The sequence below is a fragment of the Streptomyces sp. NPDC043853 genome (genome assembly GCF_056436025.1).
The window spans coordinates 128,035-149,066 of the sequence record NZ_JBWKDJ010000008.1; the positions used below are offsets into that span (position 1 = coordinate 128,035).

Below are 21,032 nucleotides of genomic sequence, written 5' to 3' on the forward strand. Positions count from 1 at the left end.
GGAACACGCGCTCGACCGAAGGCGGGACGACAGCGGGACGACGGCAGGCGGACGACGACAGTGGGACGAAGCCGATCACAGCGGGACGATGTCGGGAGCCCCCAGTCGTGCCGCGTCCGCCGTCTGGTCGTCGGGCTGGCGCTGCGACTCGCGCTCCGCCTGCACCCGCTTCTCGTAGTGCTCGACCTCCTTCTCGATCTGCTCCCTGTCCCAGCCCAGCACCGGCGCCATCAACTCCGCGCATTCCCGGGCCGACCGGGTGCCCCGGTCGAAGGTCTCGATGGAGATCCGGGTCCGCCGGGTCAGTACGTCGTCCAGGTGCCGCGCGCCCTCGTGCGAGGCGGCGTACACGATCTCGGCCCGCAGGTAGTCCTCCGCCCCGCCGAGCGGTTCGCCGAGCCCGGCGTCCTTCTCGACGAGGGAGAGCAGCTCCTCGGCGAGCGACCCGTACCTGTTCAACAAGTGCTCCACCCGGGCCACATGAAGCCCCGTCCGAGCAGCGATCCGCGCCCGCGCGTTCCACAGCGCCTTGTAGCCCTCCGCCCCGACCAGCGGGACGTCCTCCGTGACGCACGCGGCCACCCGCATGTCCAGGCCGTGCACCGCCTCGTCCACCGCGTCCTTGGCCATCACCCGGTACGTGGTGTACTTGCCCCCCGCCACGACCACCAGCCCGGGCACCGGGTGCGCCACCGTGTGCTCCCGGGACAACTTGCTGGTGGCGTCCGACTCGCCCGCCAGCAGCGGCCGCAGGCCCGCGTACACCCCCTGCACGTCGTCCCGGGTCAGGGGCACCGCCAGCACCGAGTTCACGCGCTCCAGCAGGTAGTCGATGTCCGCGCTGGACGCCGCCGGATGCGCCTTGTCCAGGTCCCAGTCGGTGTCCGTGGTCCCGACGATCCAGTGCCGGCCCCACGGGATGACGAACAGCACGGACTTCTCGGTGCGCAGGATCAGTCCGGTGGTGGAGTGGATGCGGTCCTTGGGCACCACCAGGTGGATGCCCTTGGACGCCCTGACGTGGAACTGGCCGCGCTCGCCGATCAGCGCCTGTGTGTCGTCCGTCCACACCCCCGTGGCGTTCACGATCTGCTTGGCGCGGATCTCGTACTCCCCGCCGCCCTCCACGTCCTGCACGCGCGCGCCGACGACCCGCTCGCCCTCCCTCAGAAAGCCGACCACCCTCGCCCGGTTGGCGCAGTACGCGCCGTACGCGGCGGCCGTCCGGACGAGCGTGGCGACGTACCGCGCGTCGTCCATCTGGGCGTCGTAGTACTGCAATGCGCCCACCAGCGAATCCTTGCGGAGGCACGGGGCCACCCGCAGCGCCCGCTTGCGCGACAGGTGCCGGTGCACCGGCAGGCCCCGTCCGTGCCCGCTGGACACCGACATGGCGTCGTACAGCGCGACGCCCGATCCGGCGTAGAACCGCTCCCAGCCCTTGTGCTGCAGCGGGTACAGGAACGGCACCGGTTTGACCAGGTGCGGGGCCAGCCGCTCCAGCAGCAGACCCCGCTCCTTCAGTGCCTCGCGGACCAGCGCGAAGTCCAGCATCTCCAGATACCGCAGGCCGCCGTGGATGAGCTTGCTCGACCGGCTCGACGTCCCCGACGCCCAGTCCCTGGCCTCCACCAGGCCGGTCGAGAGCCCTCTGGTGGCCGCGTCGAGCGCGGTGCCGGCGCCCACCACGCCCCCGCCGACCACCAGCACGTCCACTTCGCGCTCGGCCATCCGGGCGAGCGCCTCGGCGCGCTGCTCCGGTCCCAGTGCCGCTGTCCTCACCGCTGCCTCCCGTCGGTGTGCGGGTCACCCCGCTCACGTCCCCCGTGAACATCAGTCTGACCTCGCGCACCCTCCTCAGCCACCGCCTGTGGACAACACAACGGCGACCACCACCCCACAATGCGACACATCGGTCATATATACGCCTAGTCTGACATAGCGCCAGCTTCCCGCGTCCACAGGACTTGCGCGCACAGCCACCTCATGCCAGGGAAGGGACGGCACCCCCCATGCCCGCAGATCTCGCCGTCATCGGACTGGGCCACCTCGGCCTCCCGCTCGCCCAGGCCGCCGTCTCCGCCGGTATCGAGACCGTCGGCTACGGCTGCGGCCCCACCACCGACACCCCCCTCACCGCCGCCGAGGTCCGCCGGATGTCCTCGGCCGGATTCCGGATCACCACCGAGCCCGCCGAGCTCGGCCGGGTCCGCACCGCCGTCATCTGCGCCCCCACCCAGCTCGGCCCGGACCGGGCCCTGGACCTCTCCGCCATCGGCGAGGCCGCCCGCGCGCTCGCCGCCCGGATGCGCCCCAACACCACCGTCATCCTGGAGTCCGCCGTCCACCCCGGGGTCACCGAGGACCACCTGCGCCCCCTGCTGGAGTCGGGCTCCGGCCTCCGCGCCGGCCGGGACTTCCACCTCGCCTACTCCCCCAGCCGCTTCGACCCCGGCAACCGCACCCACACCTTCGCCAACACGCCCAAGGTGATCGGCGGCCTCACCCCGGCCTGCACGGAGTCCGCCGCCGCCTTCTACACCCGCCTCACCGACAAGGTGGTCCGCGCCCGCGGACTCCGCGAGGCCGAGACCGTACAGCTCCTCGAAACCAACTACCGGCACGTCAACATCGCCCTGATGAACGAGATGGCCGTGCTCTGCCACGACCTCGGGGTCGACCTCTGGGACGTCATCCGCTGCGCCGAGACCAAGCCGTACGGCTTCCAGGCCTTCCGCCCCGGCCCCGGCGTCGGCGGCCACGGCGTCCCGCTCGACCCCAACTACCTCCCGCACACCACCCGCACCCCCGGCCACCCGCTCCGCATGGTCGGACTGGCCCAGGAGATCAACGGCCGGATGCCGCAGTACGTGATCCAGCGCTGCGCCGCCCTGCTCAACGAGCACGGAAAGTCCGCCCGCGGCGCCCGGGTCCTGCTCCTCGGGGTCACCTACAAGCCCGACCTGGCCGACCAGGAGGGCTCCCCCGCCCGCGAGATCGCCGGCCGCCTGCTCGACCTGGGCGCGCTGATCAGCTACCACGACCCGTACGTCGCCGGCTGGCGGGTCCGCGACCAGCCCGTGGCCCGCGCGGACTCGCTCTACGAGGCCGCCGCCAACGCCGACCTCACGGTCCTCCTCCAGCACCACCGCACCTACGACCTCCAGGGCCTGGCGGTCAAGGCGCAGCTCCTCCTCGACACCCGCGGCGCCAGCCCGGCCGGCGCCGCCCACCGCCTCTGACCCCGCCGTCCGGCGGTCCTTCCCCGCCTGGCTTCAGACCGGCCTACGGCCGGCGGCCGGGGTCAGGAGGGCGGTGCCCGCGGTCAGCCGCGGGCCTGCGCGTGGAGGGCGCGCGCCATGGGAGAGGAGCCGTCGGTGACGAAGGAACGGATCTGTGCCAGGTAGGCGTCGCGGTCGATACGGCCGTCACCGTCCTCGTCCAGCGCGTCGAAGGCCGCACGGGCGTTGTCGGCGGGGTTGCCCAGGGCGTGGCGCAGCCGGGTGAACTCCGCCCGGTCGAGGTGTCCGTCGCCGTCGGTGTCGGCCAGGTCGAACAACGATCCCAGAGCCTGCCTGCACACCGCGTCGAAGGTCTCCCCGCCCGCCCACGCCTCGTACTCCGCGAAGGTCACCCCTCCGTCCTGGTTCGCGTCCATGGACGCGAACACCCGATCGTGCGCGGCACGGGCCAGGGACAGGAGCGGGTCGTCGCCGGCCCGGCCCAGTGCCTCAGCCGCGCGCCCGGGCCGGGCGAGGTACTCCTGGCGGGAGATGATCCCGTCGCCGTCGACGTCCAGCATCGAGAAGATGTGCCGCTTGGCCGTGATGGTGTCCACCCGGACCCTCATTCCTGAGCGAAACCGAAGGAGCAGCGGGCACCGCCCCCACCCCCGGGAACGATCACCCCGGCACCGGGTCACCGTGGCTGCGGGCGGAGCACGCCGTGGCGCCGCACCCGCCCCGGAACAACGCCGGAGGGCCGGCACCCGATCACTCGGGTGCCGGCCCTCCGGCGTGTGCGTGGCGCGGTGGAGCGTCAGCGGCGGTGCTGGGAGTCCGCGACGGTGACCTCGACCCGCTGGAACTCCTTGAGCTCGCTGTAGCCGGTGGTGGCCATCGAGCGGCGCAGGGCGCCGAAGAGGTTCATCGAGCCGTCGGGGGTGTGCGACGGACCGGTCAGGATCTCCTCGGTGGTGCCCACCGTGCCGAGGTGGACCTTCTTGCCGCGCGGCACGTCCTCGTGGACGGCCTCCATGCCCCAGTGGTGGCCCTTGCCGGGCGCGTCGGTGGCACGGGCCAGCGGGGAGCCCATCATCACGGCGTCCGCACCGCAGGCGATCGCCTTCGGCAGGTCGCCCGACCAGCCCACGCCGCCGTCGGCGATGACGTGGACGTAGCGGCCGCCGGACTCGTCCATGTAGTCGCGGCGGGCGGCGGCCACGTCGGCGACGGCGGTGGCCATCGGGACCTGGATGCCCAGCACGTTGCGGGTGGTGTGCGCGGCGCCGCCGCCGAAGCCCACCAGGACGCCGGCCGCGCCGGTGCGCATCAGGTGCAGGGCCGCGGTGTACGTGGCGCAGCCGCCGACGATGACCGGGACGTCGAGCTCGTAGATGAACTGCTTCAGGTTCAGCGGCTCGGCCGCGCCGGAGACGTGCTCGGCGGAGACGGTGGTGCCGCGGATGACGAAGATGTCCACGCCGGCGTCCACGACGGCCTTGGAGAACTGGGCGGTGCGCTGCGGGGAGAGCGCGGCGGCGGTGACGACGCCGGAGTCGCGCACCTCCTTGATCCGCTGCCCGATCAGGTCGGCCTGGATCGGGGCGGAGTAGATCTCCTGCAGGCGCCGCGTGGCGGCCTCCTCCGGCAGCTCCGCGATCTCGTCGAGCAGCGGCTGCGGGTCCTCGTAGCGGGTCCACAGGCCTTCGAGGTTGAGCACGCCGAGGCCGCCGAGCTCACCGATGCGGATCGCGGTCTGCGGGGAGACGACCGAGTCCATGGGGGCGGCCAGGAAGGGCAGCTCGAACCGGTAGGCGTCGATCTGCCAGGCGATCGAGACCTCCTTCGGGTCCCGCGTGCGGCGGCTCGGGACGATGGCGATGTCGTCGAACGCGTACGCCCGGCGGCCGCGCTTGCCCCGCCCGATCTCGATCTCAGTCACGTGTGGTGGCCTTTCCCTTTTGGCTACTGCATCGTCCAGTATCCCCGAAGGCCGGACGGGCGCGTTCCCGTGACCGCTGTACGGACGCACGGAGACGGCGGGGAGCCGGCGGGGAGGGGACGGGGAGCGGGCACGGCGGAGGGGCGGGCCCGCGCGGACCCGCCCCTCCGTGCCGTGCCGGGCGTTCGCTCAGCCCTGGCGCGAGTAGTTCGGCGCCTCGACCGTCATCTGGATGTCGTGCGGGTGGCTCTCCTTGAGGCCCGCCGAGGTGATCCGGACGAACCGGCCGCGGTCCTGCAGCTCCGGCACCGTCCGGCCGCCGACGTAGAACATCGACTGGCGCAGGCCGCCGACCAGCTGGTGGACGACCGCGGCGAGCGGACCGCGGTAGGGCACCTGGCCCTCGATGCCCTCGGGGATGAGCTTGTCGTCGCCGCCCACGCCCTCCTGGAAGTACCGGTCCTTGGAGAAGGACTTCCGGTCGCCGCGGGACTGCATGGCGCCCAGCGAGCCCATGCCCCGGTAGGACTTGAACTGCTTGCCGTTGATGAAGAGCAGCTCGCCCGGGGACTCCTCGCAGCCGGCCAGCAGCGAGCCGAGCATGACCGTGTCGGCGCCCGCGACCAGGGCCTTGGCGATGTCGCCGGAGTACTGCAGGCCGCCGTCGCCGATGACCGGGACGCCCGCGGCCTTGGCGGCGAGGGAGGCCTCGTAGATGGCGGTGACCTGCGGGACGCCGATGCCGGCGACCACGCGGGTGGTGCAGATGGAGCCGGGGCCGACACCGACCTTGATGCCGTCCACGCCGGCGTCGATCAGCGACTGGGCGCCGTCGCGGGTGGCGACGTTGCCGCCGATGACGTCCACCGAGGAGTTCGACTTGATCTTGGCGACCATGTCCCCGACCAGCCGGGAGTGACCGTGCGCGGTGTCGACCACGATGAAGTCCACACCCGCCTCGATGAGCGCCTGGGCACGCTCGAAGGCGTCGCCGGCCACGCCGACGGCGGCGCCCACCAGCAGGCGGCCGTCCTTGTCCTTGGCGGCGTTCGGGTACTTCTCGGCCTTGACGAAGTCCTTGACCGTGATGAGGCCCTTGAGGACGCCCGAGTCGTCGACCAGCGGCAGCTTCTCGATCTTGTGGCGGCGCAGCAGCTCCATGGCGTCCACGCCGGAGATGCCGACGTGGCCGGTGACCAGCGGCATCGGGGTCATGACCTCGCGCACCTGGCGGCCGCGGTCCGACTCGAAGGCCATGTCGCGGTTGGTGACGATGCCGAGCAGCTTGCCGGCCGGGTCGGTGACCGGGACGCCGGAGATGCGGAATTTCGCGCAGAGCTCGTCCGCCTCGGCCAGGGTGGCGTCCGGGTGGACCGTGATCGGGTCGGTGACCATGCCGGACTCGGAGCGCTTGACCAGGTCGACCTGGTTGGCCTGGTCGGCGATGGACAGGTTGCGGTGCAGGACACCGACGCCGCCCTGGCGGGCCATCGCGATGGCCATCCGGGACTCGGTGACCTTGTCCATCGCGGCCGACAGCAGCGGGATGTTCACGCGGACGTTGCGGGAGATCAGGGAGGAAGTGTCGATCTCGTCCGGCGCCATGTCCGACGCGCCGGGGAGAAGGAGCACGTCGTCGTACGTCAGCCCCAGCATCGCGAACTTTGCGGGCACTCCATCGACGTCGCCGTTGACAGTCATGACACCTTCCCAGATGGTCTTGCTCTGCGCGGATGTCCATGCTAACGGGATCGCAAGGCGTCTCATTCCACGATGAAGATCCATCACAGGTTTCGTCCGTTCATACGAGATGACGGACGCCGTCGCGACACGGAGAGTGAGCGCCTACCCACCACTGGTGAGCATCGGCCCACCGTGCGTGAGCCCCGGTCACTGCTCGGCGAGGGCCCTCAGCCGGCTGAGTGCCCGGTGCTGGGCCACCCGCACGGCGCCCGGCGACATGCCGAGCATCTGACCGGTCTCCTCCGCGGTCAGCCCGACCGCCACGCGCAGCACCAGCAGCTCCCGCTGGTTCTCCGGCAGATTGGCCAGCAGTTTCTTCGCCCACTCGGCGTCACTGCTGAGCAGCGCCCGCTCTTCGGGGCCCAGCGAGTCGTCCGGCCGCTCGGGCATCTCGTCCGAGGGCACGGCCGTACTGCCCGGGTGCCGCATGGCGGCCCGCTGGAGGTCGGCGACCTTGTGCGCGGCGATGGCGAAGACGAAGGCCTCGAACGGGCGGCCGGTGTCGCGGTACCGGGGAAGAGCCATCAGGACGGCCACGCAGACTTCCTGCGCGAGGTCCTCGACGAAGTGCCGGGCGTCGCCGGGCAGCCGGGAGAGCCGGGTGCGGCAGTAGCGGAGGGCCAGCGGGTGCACGTGGGCGAGCAGATCGTGGGTGGCCTGCTCGTCACCCTCCACCGCACGCCGTACGAGCGCGCCGACGGCACCGGCGCTGCCGCCCTTGGCGGTGCCGGTGGGGCCTGTGGCCGCAGGGGACCCCAGGGCCTCGTCTTCGCGCATCGATCCATGGTGCCTCGGCGCCGGGGCATTCGCGGCACCGCGGCCCGTTTCGTGCATCGAAGCGTTATGAGCGGGCGCGCCTGAACTCATCGCTTGCGCACTCCCCTCCCGCTCGGCCGAACAGTCCTCGGGGACCCGAGGACTCCACATCTCCAAGAATGCGGCACACCTCAAGCATGCGGTATCGCGTCCGAAGCGACACGTCCCCCGGATTGTGCCTCGCCAACCCCCCGCCGCGCACCGAATACGAACGAATGCTCGCGCTCCGTACACGCGGTCACGCCCCGCCGGGGCGGAACGGGGGCGGAACGGGGGCGGAACCGGGCCGCGGCGGGCCGGGTCGCCGCCGCCCCGTCCGCGGGCTGCGGACGGGGACCGGCGACTCAGTGGTCCGCGGTCAGCGGACCAGGCCCCAGCGGAAACCGAGCGCGACGGCGTGCGCCCGGTCCGACGCGCCCAGCTTCTTGAACAGCCGGCGGGCGTGGGTCTTGACGGTGTCCTCGGAGAGGAACAGCTCCCGACCGATCTCCGCGTTGGACCGGCCGTGGCTCATGCCCTCCAGCACCTGGATCTCGCGTGCGGTGAGGGTGGGCGCGGCGCCCATCTCGGCGGAGCGGAGGCGGCGCGGGGCCAGCCGCCAGGTCGGGTCGGCGAGCGCCTGGGTGACGGTGGCCCGCAGCTCGGCGCGCGAGGCGTCCTTGTGCAGATAGCCGCGGGCGCCGGCGGCGACGGCGAGGGCCACTCCGTCGAGGTCCTCGGCGACCGTCAGCATGATGATGCGGGCACCGGGGTCGGCCGAGAGCAGCCGGCGGACGGTTTCGACCCCGCCGAGCCCGGGCATCCGGACGTCCATCAGGATCAGGTCGGAGCGGTCGGCGCCCCAGCGGCGGAGGACTTCCTCGCCGTTGGCAGCCGTCGTCACACGCTCGACGCCGGGCACGGTGGCCACCGCGCGACGGAGCGCCTCTCGGGCAAGCGGGGAGTCGTCGCAGACGAGGACGGATGTCATGACCGCCCTCCGCAGCTGCTGATGCGCGTCACCTTGAGCCTCCAGGCTGGTACGTATCGTCACCTGTGCGGTCGATGCTCTCGGACACCTGTCCGGGAACTTCTTCGTTCAACCGCCTTCGCACTCTCAACGATGGTCACTCGAAAGAGTTACGGGTCGGACGGACACCTTCGGCACTCTACGTGAGGAAGCGAACACGACGTGGGCGCCACAAGCCATCTGTCCTCCATCTGGAGCTATGCCCTATTTGGCGGCTTTCCTTCCGTTTGGCACGTACCTGAGGCTAGATTCCCAATGAGTCATATTTACATCTACTAGGACAGTAGGTGTGGAGACTTGGACCGTATCCGTCTCAGTACCGGCACCAAGAGGACTAGCAATGGCAGATTTCTCCCGCCTCCCCGGACCGAACGCCGACCTCTGGGACTGGCAGCTGCTGGCAGCCTGCCGTGGAGTCGACAGCTCCCTCTTCTTCCACCCCGAAGGAGAACGGGGTGCCGCCCGGAGCGCGCGCGAGGCCTCGGCTAAAGAGGTCTGCATGCGATGCCCGGTGCGCTCGGAATGCGCCGCGCACGCGCTCGCCGTCCGTGAGCCCTACGGAGTGTGGGGCGGGCTCACCGAGGACGAGCGCGAGGAACTGATGGGACGCGCCCGGCACCGGCTCATCCCCGCCAGCAGCGCGACCGGCCCGGCCGCACCGCACTGAGAGTCGCCCCGGCGGACCGGAAACGCCTGAAGGAACGTTTCTCCTCGTCGGCCCGCCCCTCGTCGGCCCGCCCGCGTCGGGCCGTCGCCCCCTAGCGGGCGGCGGCCCGTTCGAGTTCCGCCAAGGTGGCCGAGACCGTGGGCACCCGCGCCAGGTCCGGCAGGGTCAGCGCCACCACCTCACGCTCCACCGCCGGTTCCACGGCCACCGTGCACACGCCCTTGGCCCGTACGGACTCCACGGCGAGCTCGGGCAGTACCGCCACGCCCAGCCCCGCGCCGACCAGGCCGACCACCGCCGGGTAGTCGTCGGTCGCGAAGTCGATGCCCGGGGTGAACCCGGCGCTCTCGCACACGTCCACCAGGTGGCGGCGGCAGCGCGGGCATCCCGCGATCCACGGCTCCCCGGCCAGCTCGGCCATGCCCACGCGCTCCGCGCCGGCCAGCCGGTGCCCCTCGGGCAGCAGCCCCACGAGCCGGTCCGTCAGCAGCGGCCGGACCACCAGGTCCTCCCACTCCGCGTCCCCGGCGGCCGAGCCCGCGTAGCGGAACGCGAGGGCCACGTCGCAGTCCCCCTCCCGCAGCATCTCCACCGAGCGCGGCGGCTCGGCCTCGACCAGCGAGACCCGGGTACCGGGGTTCTTCGCGCGCAGCGCGGCCAGCGCGGTCGGCACCAGCGCGGAGCTGCCGCTCGGGAACGACACCAGCCGGACCCGGCCGGCCCGCAGCCCGGCGATGGCCGCCACCTCCTCCTCGGCGGCGGTCAGCCCGCCGAGGATGCCGGCCGCGTGCCGCACCAGCACCTCGCCCGCCTCGGTGAGCCGCGTCTCCCGACCGGCCCGGACCAGCAGCGGGGTACCCACGGACTGCTCCAGGGCCTTCATCTGCTGGGAGACGGCGGGCTGGGTGCAGCCCAGCTCGCGGGCTGCGGCGGAGAAGGAGCCGGTGGCGGCCACGGCGCGCAGGACTCGGAGATGACGTGCCTCGATCACCCTCCGAGCATAAGACCTGCTTTGACAAGCAGGCCAGTATCATCTTTATCCCTTTGAGGATTGGCGGCGGGCTGGGTTAGCGTGCGTCCATGCGCGTTATCTCCGTGAACCTGGGCAAGGCCACCCCCGTGGAGTACGGCGACTCGGAGGACGGCCTCACCGGTATCGCCAAACGCCCCGTCCCCGGACCGGTGCGCGTCTTCGCCCCCGGCCCCAAGGGCATCGGCGGCTCCGGGGTCGAGGGCGACGACATCTGCTCCAAGCGCCACCACGGCGGGAACGACCAGGCCGTCTACGCCTATGCCCGCGAGGACCTGGACTGGTGGGAGGGCGGGCTCGGCCGGGAGCTGCCCGGCGGCCTCTTCGGCGAGAACCTCACCACCTCCGGCCTCGACGTGAACGGCGCCCTGCTCGGCGAGCGGTGGCGGATCGGCCGGGACGTGGTGCTGGAGGTGGCCTCCGCCCGGATCCCGTGCCGCACCTTCCAGGGACATCTGGGCGAGCGGGGCTGGGTGAAGCGGTTCACCCAGGCCGTCCGGCCCGGCGCGTACCTGCGGGTGGTCCAGGAGGGCCGTGTCTCCCCCGGCGACCCGGTCGAGGTGCTGCACCGCCCCGGCCACGAGGTGACGGTCGGGTTCCTGTTCCGGGCCCTGACCACGGAACGGGAGCTGCTGCCGCGGATCCTGGCGGCCGGCGACGCGCTCCCGGCATCCGCCCGCGACAAGGCCCGCGCGTACGCCGAACAGCACGGAAGCGCCGCGGACGTGCGGAACTGACCCGCCGGGCGGCTAGGTTGCCCCCATGACGACTGCGCTGATCACTGGATCCACGGCGGGCATCGGCGCCGCCTTCGCCCGCCGGCTCGCCGCCCAGGGCCACAACCTGGTGCTGGTGGCCCGCGACACCAAGCGGCTGCGCGAGCAGGCCACCGAGCTGCACGACCGGCACGGCATCGAGGCGGAGGTGCTCTCCGCCGACCTGTCCACCGAGGAGGGCATCGGCGCGGTCGAGGCCCGGCTCGCCGACCGCACCCACCCGGTGGACCTGCTGGTCAACAACGCGGGGTTCGGCAACAAGGGCCGCTACCTGGAAGTACCGATGGCCGACGAGCTGACGATGCTCAAGGTGCACATCGAGGCGGTGCTGCGGCTGACCTCGGCGGCGACGGCGGCGATGCGCTCGCGCGGGCGCGGCGGCGTGATCAACGTGGCCTCGGTGGCCGCGTTCGTACCGCGCGGCACCTACGGGGCGAGCAAGGCCTGGGTGGTGCAGTTCACCCAGGGCGCGGCGCGGGACCTGGCCGATTCGGGGGTACGGCTGATGGCCCTGTGCCCGGGGTTCGTCCGGACCGAGTTCCACGAGCGGGCGGGCATGGGCACCGACAACATCCCCGGCTGGATGTGGCTGGACGCGGACAAGCTGGTGGCGGAGGCGCTGTCGGACCTGGCGCGCGGGAAGACCGTGTCGATCCCGGACCCGCGCTACAAGGCGCTGATGGGCCTGGTGAAACTGACGCCGCGCGGGCTGCTGGGCGGGGTTTCCTCGCGGACCGGCCGGAAGTACGGACCCCAGTAGGCAGCAGGGCCGAACGGGCGGACCGGACGTACGGGAATAAAATAGACATACCCCTTCCAGTCCGGGAGACCGCCATGACATTCGTACAGATAATCGATTACAAGACCCGTCGCTACGGCGACCTCTCCGACCTGATGGACCGGTACGTCGCCCAGAGCCAGGGCAAGCGGACCGTCACGCACAGCATGATCGGCCAGGACCGCGAGGACGCGGAGCACTACGTCGACGTGGTCGAGTTCCCCTCGTACGAAGACGCCATGAAGAACTCTCAGCTCCCCGAGACGGACAAGATGTTCCAGGAGATGATGGCGCTCTGCGACGGCATGCCGACGTTCACCAACCTGGATGTGGTCCGTGACGAGCAGCTCAACAAGCACTTGGTGAACCGGGTGTTCGTGGACGCCGCCATGCACGGCAACATGGCCGTCTTCGAGGAGTGCTTCGCGACGAACTACATCGACCACGACGTGGCCAAGGCGGAGCCCACCGTCATCGGACGGGACGCGATGCGCGGGGACATGGAGACGTGGCGGGCGGCCTTCGACATAACCTTCGAGCCGATGGCCCAGCTCGCCGAGGGCGAGTTCGTCACCACCGTGTGGAAGTGGCACGGCACCCACAAGGGCGAGTTCATGGGCGTCGCCCCCACGGGGAAGACGTACGAGTTGTCCGGGACCACCACCTTCCGCTGCATGAACGGCGAACTCACCGAGGGCTGGTGGCACTACAACATCGGCGAGCTGCAGCGCCAGATGGGCACGACCGGCAACCCGTACGAGTCCTGAGGCGTACGAGCCCCCGAGGCGTACGCGTCCTGGGGCGTGCGCGTCCGGCAGACACGGGAAGGCCCCGCTCCGCGGTGCGGAACGGGGCCTTCCTGATGCCGTGGGGCAATCGCGGTGAGGCGATCAGTGGCTGTGGCCGTGACCGTGGCCGTGACCGCCGTTGGCCTCCTCCTCGGCCGGCTTCTCGACGACCAGGGTCTCGGTCGTGAGCAGCAGGGAGGCGATGGAGGCGGCGTTCTCCAGGGCGGAGCGGGTGACCTTGACCGGGTCGATGACGCCGGCCTTCACCAGGTCGCCGTACTCGCCGGTGGCGGCGTTGAAGCCCTGGCCCTTCTCGAGCTCGGCCACCTTGGAGGTGATGACGTAGCCCTCGAGGCCGGCGTTCTCGGCGATCCAGCGCAGCGGCTCGACGGCGGCCTTGCGGACGACCGCGACACCGGTGGCCTCGTCGCCGTCCTTGCCCAGGTTGTCGGCGAGGACCTTGGAGGCGTGGACCAGAGCGGAGCCACCACCGGAGACGATGCCCTCCTCGACCGCGGCGCGGGTCGCGGAGATGGCGTCCTCCAGACGGTGCTTCTTCTCCTTCAGCTCCACCTCGGTGGCGGCGCCGACCTTGATCACGCACACGCCGCCGGCCAGCTTCGCGAGGCGCTCCTGGAGCTTCTCGCGGTCCCAGTCGGAGTCCGTGGCCTCGATCTCGGCCTTGATCTGGTTGACGCGGCCGAGGACGTCCTCGGAGTTGCCGGCGCCGTCGACGATGGTGGTGTCGTCCTTGGAGATGGTCACGCGGCGGGCGGAGCCCAGCACGTCCAGACCGGCCTGGTCGAGCTTGAGGCCGACCTCCTCGGCGATGACGGTGGCACCGGTGAGGGTGGCCATGTCCTGCAGCATCGCCTTGCGGCGGTCACCGAAGCCCGGCGCCTTGACGGCGACCGCGTTGAAGGTGCCGCGGATCTTGTTGACGACGAGGGTGGAGAGCGCCTCGCCCTCGACGTCCTCGGCGATGATCAGCAGCGGCTTGGAGCCACCGGCCTGGATGACCTTCTCCAGCAGCGGCAGGAGGTCCTGGATGGAGGAGATCTTGCCCTGGTTGATCAGGATGTAGGGGTCCTCGAGGACGGCCTCCATGCGCTCCTGGTCCGTCACGAAGTACGGGGACAGGTAGCCCTTGTCGAAGGCCATGCCCTCGGTGAACTCGAGCTCGAGACCGAAGGTGTTGGACTCCTCGACGGTGATGACACCGTCCTTGCCGACCTTGTCCATCGCCTCGGCGATGAGCTCGCCGACCTGCTGGTCCTGCGCGGAGAGCGCGGCCACGGCGGCGATGTCGGTCTTGTCCTCGATCGGGCGGGCGGTGGCGAGGAGGTCCTCGGAGACCGCCTTGACCGCGGCGTCGATGCCCTTCTTCAGGGAGGCCGGGGAGGCGCCGGCGGCGACGTTGCGGAGACCCTCGCGGACCAGCGCCTGGGCCAGCACGGTCGCGGTGGTGGTGCCGTCACCCGCGATGTCGTTGGTCTTGGTCGCCACCTCCTTGACGAGCTGGGCGCCCAGGTTCTCGTACGGGTCGTCGAGCTCGACCTCGCGGGCGATCGTGACACCGTCGTTGGTGATGGTGGGGGCGCCGAACTTCTTGTCGATGACGACGTTGCGGCCCTTGGGGCCGATCGTCACCTTGACCGTGTCGGCAAGCTTGTTGACGCCGCGCTCGAGGGCGCGACGGGCGTCCTCGTCGAACTTCAGGATCTTCGCCATGGGAGCGGTTCAGCCCTCTCGAAAAATCTGGGGTTAACGAACCGCGCCCCTCGCCGCCCGTCACATCAGCGGGGACCAGGGGCGCAGCTCAGAAGCATCTTCTGCTTCGGGTGAATTACTTCTCGACGATCGCGAGGACGTCGCGAGCCGAGAGGACGAGGTACTCCTCGCCGCTGTACTTCACCTCGGTGCCGCCGTACTTGCTGTACAGCACGATGTCGCCGACGTTCACGTCGAGCGGCAGACGCTGGCCGTCCTCGAAGCGACCCGGGCCCACGGCCAGGACGACGCCCTCCTGGGGCTTCTCCTTCGCGGTGTCCGGGATGACCAGGCCAGAGGCGGTGGTCTGCTCGGCGTCGAGCGGCTGGACCACAATGCGGTCCTCGAGCGGCTTGATGGCAACCTTGGAGCTGGTGGTCGTCACGGTCCGACCTCCCCCTTCGGAGATCTCACGGGGTTAACTGTCTGAGGTGGCGACCAGGTGGATCCGTCGTCGCGGGTGCCGGACCTGCCCGTCGCTGTGTTGGCACTCACCGGTGGCGAGTGCCAGGCCCGAGACTATTCCGGCGATTAGCACTCGGTCAAGCGGAGTGCCAATTCGCGCCGTCCGGCGTTGCGGGACACCGGGTTTCGGCCGCGGGACGGCGATTCCGCGCCGCCCGGCCGCCCCGCACACGGGTTCGGGCGCCCCGTTCAGCGGGCCGCGGGCAACCCCGGAAGGCGTATCGACGTCATAGACGATATGAAGATAAAACGCCCCATTGCCGAGCAGGTCGACGCAGGGTTCCGCACGGACCGGGCGGCGGCGGGCACGGCAGCGGGCGCCCCGTGCGCGGGCTGAGACCCACGGCGGCGGGCGCCCGCCGCCGCACCGAAGCCCTGCTCCTGGTCCTGGTCCTCGGCATCACCGTCTACGGGTACACCAACGCCGGCCTGGCGATGAACGGCGAGCCGCCGGCGGGCCTGCCCGGCTTCACGCTGAGCATGGCCCTGCTGTCGCTGGTCGCGCACCTGGGCGTACGGCGGTTCGCCGCGTACGCCGATCCCCTGATCCTGCCGCTGGCCATGCTGCTCACCGGGTTCGGGCTGGTGCTGCTGCACCGGCTCGACCAGGCGTACATCGACCGGTACGGCGGCGAGGCGAACGCTCCCGGGCAGCTGCTGTGGACGGTGATCGGAGTGGCGGCCTGCCTGGCGGTGATCGCCCTGCTCCGCGACCACCGCTACCTCCAGCGGTTCATCTACCTCACCATGGCGGTCGCCCTGGTGCTGCTGATCGCCCCGGCCTTCTTCGGCGCCGACACCTACGGCGCCAAACGGTGGATCTTCATCGGGCCGTTCTCGGTGCAGCCGGGCGAGTTCGTGAAGATCATGATCGCGGTCTTCTTCGCCGGCTACCTCGTCCTCCACCGGGACACCCTCGCCCTCACCGGCCGCCGCTTCCTCGGGGTGCAGCTGCCCCCCATGCGCCAGCTCGCCCCGATCGTCACCGTGTGGGTCATGGCCATGCTGGTGCTGGTCTTCGAGCGGGACCTGGGCACCTCGCTGATCTTCTTCGGCGTCTTCGTGGTGATGCTCTACGTCGCCACCGAGCGCACCAGCTGGATCGTCTTCGGCGTGCTGATGGCGGCGGTGGGCGCGTTCGTGGTCGGCTCCACGGAGCCGCACGTGAAGAACCGCGTCCAGGCGTGGCTGAACCCGATGGCCATCTTCCTCCCGCCGGACCAGCGGCCCCCGGGCCTGATCTCGGACCAGTCCGCCCAGGCCCTCTTCAGCTTCGGCACCGGCGGCATCACCGGCACGGGGCTCGGCCAGGGCCACCCCGAGCTGATCAAGTTCGCCGGGCGGTCGGACTTCATCCTGACCACGGTCGGCGAGGAACTCGGCCTGGCCGGGGTGATGGCGGTCCTGCTGCTCTACGCGCTGCTGGTCCAGCGGGGGCTGCGGATGGCCCTGGGCGCGCGCGACCCCTTCGGCAAGCTGCTCGCCGTCGGCCTGTCCGCGGCCCTGGCCCTCCAGGTCTTCGTGGTGGCGGGCGGGGTGACCGGCCTGATCCCCCTCACCGGCAAGGCGCTGCCCTTCCTGGCGAAGGGCGGCTCCTCGCTGCTGGCCAACTGGATCATGATCGCCCTGCTGCTCCGGATCAGCGACAGCGCGGAACGCCAGCGGGAGACGGACGCGCGGAGCGCGCCGGAACCGGCGGAGGTGCGGGTGGGCTGAAGGCCGGGGGCGAAGGCCGGGGGCGAAGGCCGGGGCGAAGGCACCGGCACCCGAACCGGCACCCGAACCGGCACCGGCACCGGCACCCGCTACAGGTAGTCCTCCAGGCGGCCTATCTTGAAGCCCTGCTCCTGGATCTTCTGCAGCATGCGGGTGGTCATCTCGGTCTCCGTGGTGCCCTTGAGCTCGGCGGGGCCGCGGAAGTGGGCCAGGATGATGTCGCCCGGCCGGAGGGTGGAGCCCTGGGCGTACTGGAGGTTCTTGATCTGCATCGACGCGCGCCACAGGACCACCGCCTCCGCGCCGCAGTCCCTGGCCGCGCGGAGGGTGTTGTCGTTGTAGTTGCCGTACGGCGGGCGGAACAGGCGGGGGCGGGTGCCGAAGCGGGCCGCCAGGCGGTCCTGCTGGCCGCAGATCTGGTTCTTCTGCGCCTCGTAGGAGAGGGTCCGCATGTTCGGGTGGGTGAGCGTGTGGTTGTGTATCGCGCTGCCGTTGCCCTGGTCGCGCAGCTGCGCGAAGTGGTCGTAGCCCCCCGAGGCCACGCTGTCCGTCAGGAACATGCTGATCGGGAGCTTCAGGTCGGCCGCCAGCCGCAGGAAGCGCGGGTCCCGTTCGGCACCGTCGTCGAAGGTCAGGAAGACCGTCTTCTCCCCGGCCGGCACGGGTATTCGGTCGACCACCGGGACCCGTCCCGGCGCCGCCTTCGGCAGCGCCGGCTTCCGCTCCGGCTTCGGGGCGAATTCGAGCGGGCGGGTCAGGCCCCAGTGCCGGTACGCCTCGGAGCTCGCCGACGGCCCGGTCGACGGCACCGGGGAGGCCGGGCCGCCGGACGGGCCGGCGGTGGCCTCGCCCGTCGCCTTGCGGCCCAGGCGCTCGATCGGCTCCACGCTGTCCCCGCACCCGGAGAGGGCGATCGCCAGAGCACCCGCCGTGAGCAGCCCGGCCGTCAGGCGGCGCGCCACGCGGGCAGGAACGGTTCCGCGGAACGGGGCGGTCGCGCCACGGCGGTGGGTGCTCGGCATCCGGTGTGACCCTCTGCTTCCCGGGGATCGGCGGATCGGTGAACTCGGGCCCGACCAGCGGAGGTCAGAGGTAGTCCTCCAGGCGACCCACCGCGTATCCCTTGTCCGTCACGGTCTTCATGACCTGACGAATCATGTCAGGCATGGTGCCCTTCCAGTCCTCCCGCCCCCGGAAGTGCGTGAGGATGATGTCGCCGGGGTGGATGTCCCGGTCCCACTCGCGGTAGTCCATCCGGTCGGGGAACGCCTCTTCGTTCCACAGCGGGACGTGCTTGATGCCGCAGGACTTGGCCGCGCGCAGGGTGTCCTCGTTGTAGTTGCCGTACGGCGGGCGGAACACCGTGGGGCGCTTGCCGAAGCGCTTCTGGATGTTGTCCTGCTGACCGCAGATCTCCTGGCGCTGCTTCTCGTACGAGAGGGCCGGCATGTAGCGGTGGTTCAGCGTGTGGTTGTTCAGGGTGACGCCGGCCGCCTGCATCTCCTTGAAGTACGGGTAGTTGTCCCGCACCAGGTAGTCGCTGAGGAAGGCGGTGTAGGGGATGTCGAGTTCCTTCATCATGCGCAGGAACGCGGGATCCTTCTCGGCGCCGTCGTCGACGGTCAGGAAGACGACCTTCTCCTCGGTGGGGATGGTGGTGAACACCGGCGGCAGGCCCTCGTGGTCGTCGACCTCGAAGCCCTCGCGGGTCTCGATCTCCGGCTTCTGCTTCGGGGCGGCCGGGGCGATCAGCGGCGGCTTGGCGAGCCCCCACCTCTTCACCGCGGCGAGCCGGGCCAGCTCCTTCTTCTTGGCGAGCGCCGCCCGGTCGTGCTGGGCGCCGGCCGCACCCGCCTCACCGCCGGCCTTGGGCCCCGCCTTGGTCGGGGCCTTCTCCGTCTCGGACGAGCCGCAGGCGGTGCCCAGGGCGGCAACCAGCAGCGCGGCCAGCGCCACCCCGAACCGACCGCGCGAGCCGACGCCCCGACGGGCCTTTTGTCCCTTTTTTCCTACTAGCTGCATAGCTTGGCATATTGTCAGCAGTCGATACGACTCCTCCGCCGACACCACGGCCGGACCCGCACCTTCCATCGACTGGCGCACAATGACCCGGTGAACCCGCACGATTTCGCCTCCCTGCTCACCCCCGAGGGCCGCACCCTCCTCGACTCCCTGCGCGACTACGACCCCGCCCAGGAGCTCGCCGTCGCCACCCGGCTGCGCCGCGAGCACCCGGCCGAGCTGGTGTCCGCGGCGCTCGGGCAGGCCCGGCTGCGCCAGCGCGCGGTGGCGAAGTTCGGCGCCGAGGACGCGTACCGGATGTACTTCACGCCCGGCGGGGTCGAGATGGCCACCCGGGCGAGCGTGGCGGCGTACCGCGCGGAGCGGTTCGCCGCGCTCGGCGTGCGCCGCCTCGCCGACCTGTGCTGCGGCATCGGCGGAGACGCCATCGCCCTGGCCCGGGCCGGGATCGAGGTGCTGGCCGTGGACCGCGACCCGCTGACCGCCGCCGTCGCCCGCGCCAACGCCGAGGCGCTCGGGCTCGGCGGGATGGTCGAGGTCCGCGAGGCGGACGTGACGGAGGTCGACCTCACCGGCTTCGACGCCGTCTTCCTCGACCCGGCGCGGCGCGGCGGAAGGGGCCGCACCTTCGACCCGGAGGCGTACTCCCCGCCGCTGTCCTGGGCCGTGCGGGCCGCCCGTACGACGCGCTGCGCGGCGATCAAGACGGCGCCCGGCATCCCGCACGAGGCCGTCCCCGCCGAGGCGGAGGCGGAGTGGATCTCCGACCACGGGGACGTGAAGGAGGCGGTGCTCTGGTTCGGCACGGCCCCCGGCGCGGTCCGGGCCACCCTGCTGCCCGGCCCGCACTCGCTCTGCCCGGAGCGGCCGCTGCCCGACCCCGAGCCCGGTCCGGTCGGACGCTGGCTCTACGAGCCCGACGGCGCGGTGATCCGCGCCCACCTGGTCGCCGAGGTCGCCGCCGGCCTCGACGGCGGCCGGCTGATCGACCCGACCATCGCCTACGTCACCGCCGACGAACTGCGTCCCACCCCCTACGCGACGGCGTACGAGATCTCCGACGTACTGCCCTTCAACCTCAAGAAGCTCAAGGCGCTGCTGCGCGAGCGCGAGGTCGGGGTGCTGACCGTGAAGAAGCGGGGCTCGGCGGTCGAGCCGGAGGAGCTCCGCCGGAAGGTGAAGCCGCAGGGGCGGAACGCGGCGACGGTGTTCCTGACCCGGGTGGCCGGTGCACCGGCCATGCTCATCGGCGCGCCGGCCCCTGCTCCTGGAGCGGGTGCCGGTCCGGGACCCGCGTCCGGTCCCGGGGCGGGGTCGTGAAGGCGCGCCGCGCCCACCGGTAGTGGGCGGCCGCCTTGCCGGCGCCCAGCAGGCCGGTGATCCACAGGATCAGGCCGAGGCCCAGGGCGTAGGCGAGCTCGCCGTAGGAGGCCCCGTCCGGGCGGGCCGCGGCCGCCGCGCCGAGCGACACCCACAGGCCGGTCGCGCACATCGCGCCGGAGCCCAGCAGCCAGCCCAGGCCGCGTCCGGGTGCGCGCAGCCGGGCCTCGGTGGCGGGGTCCGGCGCACCGGTCTCCGCTTCGGCCCACGCGCGCAGCCGGAGCCGTACCTCGCGGTCGCGCCGTACGCCCCACGCGCACCAGAGCCCGGCCGGCACCAGCACGCCGAGCCCGAGCACCGCGAAGACCCCGCCGATCAGCGCTTCGAGGGCGCCGCCCCGCTCCTCGAAGGCCATCAGGGCCATGGCGAGGAAGGACCAGCCGAGGGCGAAGACCGCGGCGACGGTCCACAGCAGCAGCAGCCGTCCGAGCCCGAGGCTCTGCCGCGCCAGCTCCACGAGGTGGGCGGCCCGCTGCCCGGGCGGCCCTTCCCCGTCCGGCCCGGCACGCAGGTGCGCGGGCGGGGGCGGAGGAGGAAGATCACGGCGGGGCATGCGCATGACGATATCGGGCCCGGCCGGGGGAAACCGCGGCCTCCCCCGGGACGGGGCCGGACCGGCGGCACGGGGCGCCGGTCCGGCCCCCGGGCCGGGCGGCGGGGCGTTCAGGACACCGACTCGAAACGCCAGCGGTGTACCGGACGGGTGATCAGGTCGGGCGCGGGTTCCGGCAGTTCGGGGAGGTCGGCGGCCAGGTCAGCGGCCTCCCACCAGGTGATGACCAGGACCCGGTCCTGGGGGGCGCGCAGCAGCTCGCGGCGCAGCGGCTCCCGCGCCAGGGTCTGCGCGCGGGCCCACTCCAGGAGTTCGCCGCCCCGCCCGGTGACGGCCCGGGCCTCCCACATCAACGC

20 protein-coding genes are annotated in these 21,032 nt (G+C 71.6%); 7 read left to right on the top strand and 13 right to left on the bottom strand.

All coding sequences use genetic code 11. From position 1 onward, the window contains the following. Positions 1–75: 75 nt before the first annotated feature. On the bottom strand, positions 76–1,782 hold the full coding sequence (locus tag AC067U_RS21870) for a glycerol-3-phosphate dehydrogenase/oxidase (RefSeq protein ID WP_478831421.1): 1,707 nt from the start codon (positions 1,780–1,782) through the stop codon (positions 76–78). 230 nt (positions 1,783–2,012) lie between these two features. Between AC067U_RS21870 and AC067U_RS21875 the strand changes: the two genes are divergently transcribed. Further along, positions 2,013–3,242: a nucleotide sugar dehydrogenase gene (locus AC067U_RS21875; RefSeq protein ID WP_478831422.1), complete on the top strand. Its 1,230-nt coding sequence runs from the start codon at positions 2,013–2,015 to the stop codon at positions 3,240–3,242. Between the two features lie 83 nt (positions 3,243–3,325). Here the strand turns inward: AC067U_RS21875 and AC067U_RS21880 are convergent, their stop codons facing one another. From AC067U_RS21880 to AC067U_RS21900, 5 genes are all read right to left on the bottom strand, one after another. After that, the gene (locus AC067U_RS21880) at positions 3,326–3,838 is read right to left on the bottom strand and encodes an EF-hand domain-containing protein (protein ID WP_478831423.1); all 513 of its coding nucleotides are present in this window, start codon (positions 3,836–3,838) and stop codon (positions 3,326–3,328) included. Between the two features lie 200 nt (positions 3,839–4,038). Further along, positions 4,039–5,163: a GuaB3 family IMP dehydrogenase-related protein gene (locus AC067U_RS21885; RefSeq protein WP_478831424.1), complete on the bottom strand. Its 1,125-nt coding sequence runs from the start codon at positions 5,161–5,163 to the stop codon at positions 4,039–4,041. A gap of 189 nt (positions 5,164–5,352) precedes the next feature. Continuing rightward, positions 5,353–6,864 (bottom strand): IMP dehydrogenase, encoded by a 1,512-nt coding sequence (gene guaB / locus AC067U_RS21890; protein WP_478831425.1) that lies wholly within the window; start codon positions 6,862–6,864, stop codon positions 5,353–5,355. A 189-nt stretch (positions 6,865–7,053) separates the two neighbouring features. After that, entirely contained in the window at positions 7,054–7,683 is a 630-nt protein-coding gene (locus AC067U_RS21895) for a sigma-70 family RNA polymerase sigma factor (protein ID WP_478831426.1), read from the bottom strand. 397 nt (positions 7,684–8,080) lie between these two features. Further along, complete coding sequence (locus AC067U_RS21900) at positions 8,081–8,692, bottom strand: response regulator transcription factor (RefSeq protein ID WP_003948568.1); 612 nt, start codon at positions 8,690–8,692, stop codon at positions 8,081–8,083. 379 nt (positions 8,693–9,071) lie between these two features. On the opposite strand from AC067U_RS21900, the gene AC067U_RS21905 reads away from it, so the two are divergent. Then, positions 9,072–9,398, top strand: a complete 327-nt coding sequence (locus AC067U_RS21905) for a WhiB family transcriptional regulator (protein ID WP_365104104.1) — start codon at positions 9,072–9,074, stop codon at positions 9,396–9,398. A 91-nt stretch (positions 9,399–9,489) separates the two neighbouring features. Here AC067U_RS21905 and AC067U_RS21910 read toward each other — a convergent pair whose 3' ends face one another. Further along, the gene (locus tag AC067U_RS21910) at positions 9,490–10,389 is read right to left on the bottom strand and encodes a LysR family transcriptional regulator (RefSeq protein ID WP_478831427.1); all 900 of its coding nucleotides are present in this window, start codon (positions 10,387–10,389) and stop codon (positions 9,490–9,492) included. Positions 10,390–10,478: 89 nt separating this feature from the next. Here AC067U_RS21910 and AC067U_RS21915 point away from each other — a divergent pair, with 89 nt between their 5' ends. The 3 genes from AC067U_RS21915 (at position 10,479) to AC067U_RS21925 (ending at position 12,749) form a co-directional block, all read left to right on the top strand. Next, positions 10,479–11,165, top strand: coding sequence for an MOSC domain-containing protein (locus AC067U_RS21915; protein ID WP_478831428.1), 687 nt, complete (start codon positions 10,479–10,481; stop codon positions 11,163–11,165). 25 nt (positions 11,166–11,190) lie between these two features. Continuing rightward, positions 11,191–11,964 (top strand): SDR family NAD(P)-dependent oxidoreductase, encoded by a 774-nt coding sequence (locus tag AC067U_RS21920; protein WP_478831429.1) that lies wholly within the window; start codon positions 11,191–11,193, stop codon positions 11,962–11,964. A gap of 74 nt (positions 11,965–12,038) precedes the next feature. Further along, positions 12,039–12,749: an ester cyclase gene (locus tag AC067U_RS21925; RefSeq protein WP_478831430.1), complete on the top strand. Its 711-nt coding sequence runs from the start codon at positions 12,039–12,041 to the stop codon at positions 12,747–12,749. Positions 12,750–12,872: 123 nt separating this feature from the next. Here AC067U_RS21925 and groL read toward each other — a convergent pair whose 3' ends face one another. Then, positions 12,873–14,501, bottom strand: coding sequence for a chaperonin GroEL (gene groL, locus AC067U_RS21930; protein ID WP_478831431.1), 1,629 nt, complete (start codon positions 14,499–14,501; stop codon positions 12,873–12,875). Between the two features lie 115 nt (positions 14,502–14,616). Beyond that, positions 14,617–14,925: a co-chaperone GroES gene (groES, locus tag AC067U_RS21935; protein ID WP_360891066.1), complete on the bottom strand. Its 309-nt coding sequence runs from the start codon at positions 14,923–14,925 to the stop codon at positions 14,617–14,619. Positions 14,926–15,329: 404 nt separating this feature from the next. Between groES and AC067U_RS21940 the strand changes: the two genes are divergently transcribed. After that, positions 15,330–16,721 carry an FtsW/RodA/SpoVE family cell cycle protein gene (locus tag AC067U_RS21940; RefSeq protein WP_478831432.1) on the top strand — a complete coding sequence of 464 codons (1,392 nt, stop codon included), beginning with the start codon at positions 15,330–15,332 and terminating at the stop codon, positions 16,719–16,721. An 89-nt stretch (positions 16,722–16,810) separates the two neighbouring features. On the opposite strand, the gene AC067U_RS21945 is transcribed toward AC067U_RS21940, so the two are convergent. Both AC067U_RS21945 and AC067U_RS21950 read right to left on the bottom strand, forming a co-directional pair. Next, positions 16,811–17,743, bottom strand: coding sequence for a polysaccharide deacetylase family protein (locus tag AC067U_RS21945; protein ID WP_478831433.1), 933 nt, complete (start codon positions 17,741–17,743; stop codon positions 16,811–16,813). Between the two features lie 64 nt (positions 17,744–17,807). Beyond that, on the bottom strand, positions 17,808–18,743 hold the full coding sequence (locus AC067U_RS21950; protein WP_478831434.1) for a polysaccharide deacetylase family protein: 936 nt from the start codon (positions 18,741–18,743) through the stop codon (positions 17,808–17,810). A 90-nt stretch (positions 18,744–18,833) separates the two neighbouring features. Here AC067U_RS21950 and AC067U_RS21955 point away from each other — a divergent pair, with 90 nt between their 5' ends. Beyond that, positions 18,834–20,063, top strand: coding sequence for a class I SAM-dependent methyltransferase (locus AC067U_RS21955; protein ID WP_478831435.1), 1,230 nt, complete (start codon positions 18,834–18,836; stop codon positions 20,061–20,063). On the opposite strand, the gene AC067U_RS21960 is transcribed toward AC067U_RS21955, so the two are convergent. Both AC067U_RS21960 and AC067U_RS21965 read right to left on the bottom strand, forming a co-directional pair. Then, the gene (locus AC067U_RS21960) at positions 19,987–20,676 is read right to left on the bottom strand and encodes a hypothetical protein (RefSeq protein WP_478831436.1); all 690 of its coding nucleotides are present in this window, start codon (positions 20,674–20,676) and stop codon (positions 19,987–19,989) included. The genes AC067U_RS21955 and AC067U_RS21960 overlap by 77 nt on opposite strands. A 110-nt stretch (positions 20,677–20,786) precedes the next feature. Then, positions 20,787–21,026: a hypothetical protein gene (locus AC067U_RS21965; RefSeq protein WP_478831640.1), complete on the bottom strand. Its 240-nt coding sequence runs from the start codon at positions 21,024–21,026 to the stop codon at positions 20,787–20,789. Positions 21,027–21,032 lie beyond the last annotated feature (6 nt).

Coding starts and splice junctions, on each gene's coding strand:
- AC067U_RS21950 (WP_478831434.1), bottom strand. CDS start 18,743: ATGCAGCTAGTAGGAAAAAAGGGACAAAAGGCCCGTCGGGGCGTCGGC.
- AC067U_RS21875 (WP_478831422.1), top strand. CDS start 2,013: ATGCCCGCAGATCTCGCCGTCATCGGACTGGGCCACCTCGGCCTCCCG.
- AC067U_RS21945 (WP_478831433.1), bottom strand. CDS start 17,743: ATGCCGAGCACCCACCGCCGTGGCGCGACCGCCCCGTTCCGCGGAACC.
- AC067U_RS21900 (WP_003948568.1), bottom strand. CDS start 8,692: ATGACATCCGTCCTCGTCTGCGACGACTCCCCGCTTGCCCGAGAGGCG.
- AC067U_RS21920 (WP_478831429.1), top strand. CDS start 11,191: ATGACGACTGCGCTGATCACTGGATCCACGGCGGGCATCGGCGCCGCC.
- AC067U_RS21960 (WP_478831436.1), bottom strand. CDS start 20,676: ATGCCCCGCCGTGATCTTCCTCCTCCGCCCCCGCCCGCGCACCTGCGT.
- AC067U_RS21925 (WP_478831430.1), top strand. CDS start 12,039: ATGACATTCGTACAGATAATCGATTACAAGACCCGTCGCTACGGCGAC.
- groL (WP_478831431.1), bottom strand. CDS start 14,501: ATGGCGAAGATCCTGAAGTTCGACGAGGACGCCCGTCGCGCCCTCGAG.
- guaB (WP_478831425.1), bottom strand. CDS start 6,864: ATGACTGTCAACGGCGACGTCGATGGAGTGCCCGCAAAGTTCGCGATG.
- AC067U_RS21915 (WP_478831428.1), top strand. CDS start 10,479: ATGCGCGTTATCTCCGTGAACCTGGGCAAGGCCACCCCCGTGGAGTAC.
- AC067U_RS21895 (WP_478831426.1), bottom strand. CDS start 7,683: ATGCGCGAAGACGAGGCCCTGGGGTCCCCTGCGGCCACAGGCCCCACC.
- AC067U_RS21965 (WP_478831640.1), bottom strand. CDS start 21,026: ATGTGGGAGGCCCGGGCCGTCACCGGGCGGGGCGGCGAACTCCTGGAG.
- AC067U_RS21905 (WP_365104104.1), top strand. CDS start 9,072: ATGGCAGATTTCTCCCGCCTCCCCGGACCGAACGCCGACCTCTGGGAC.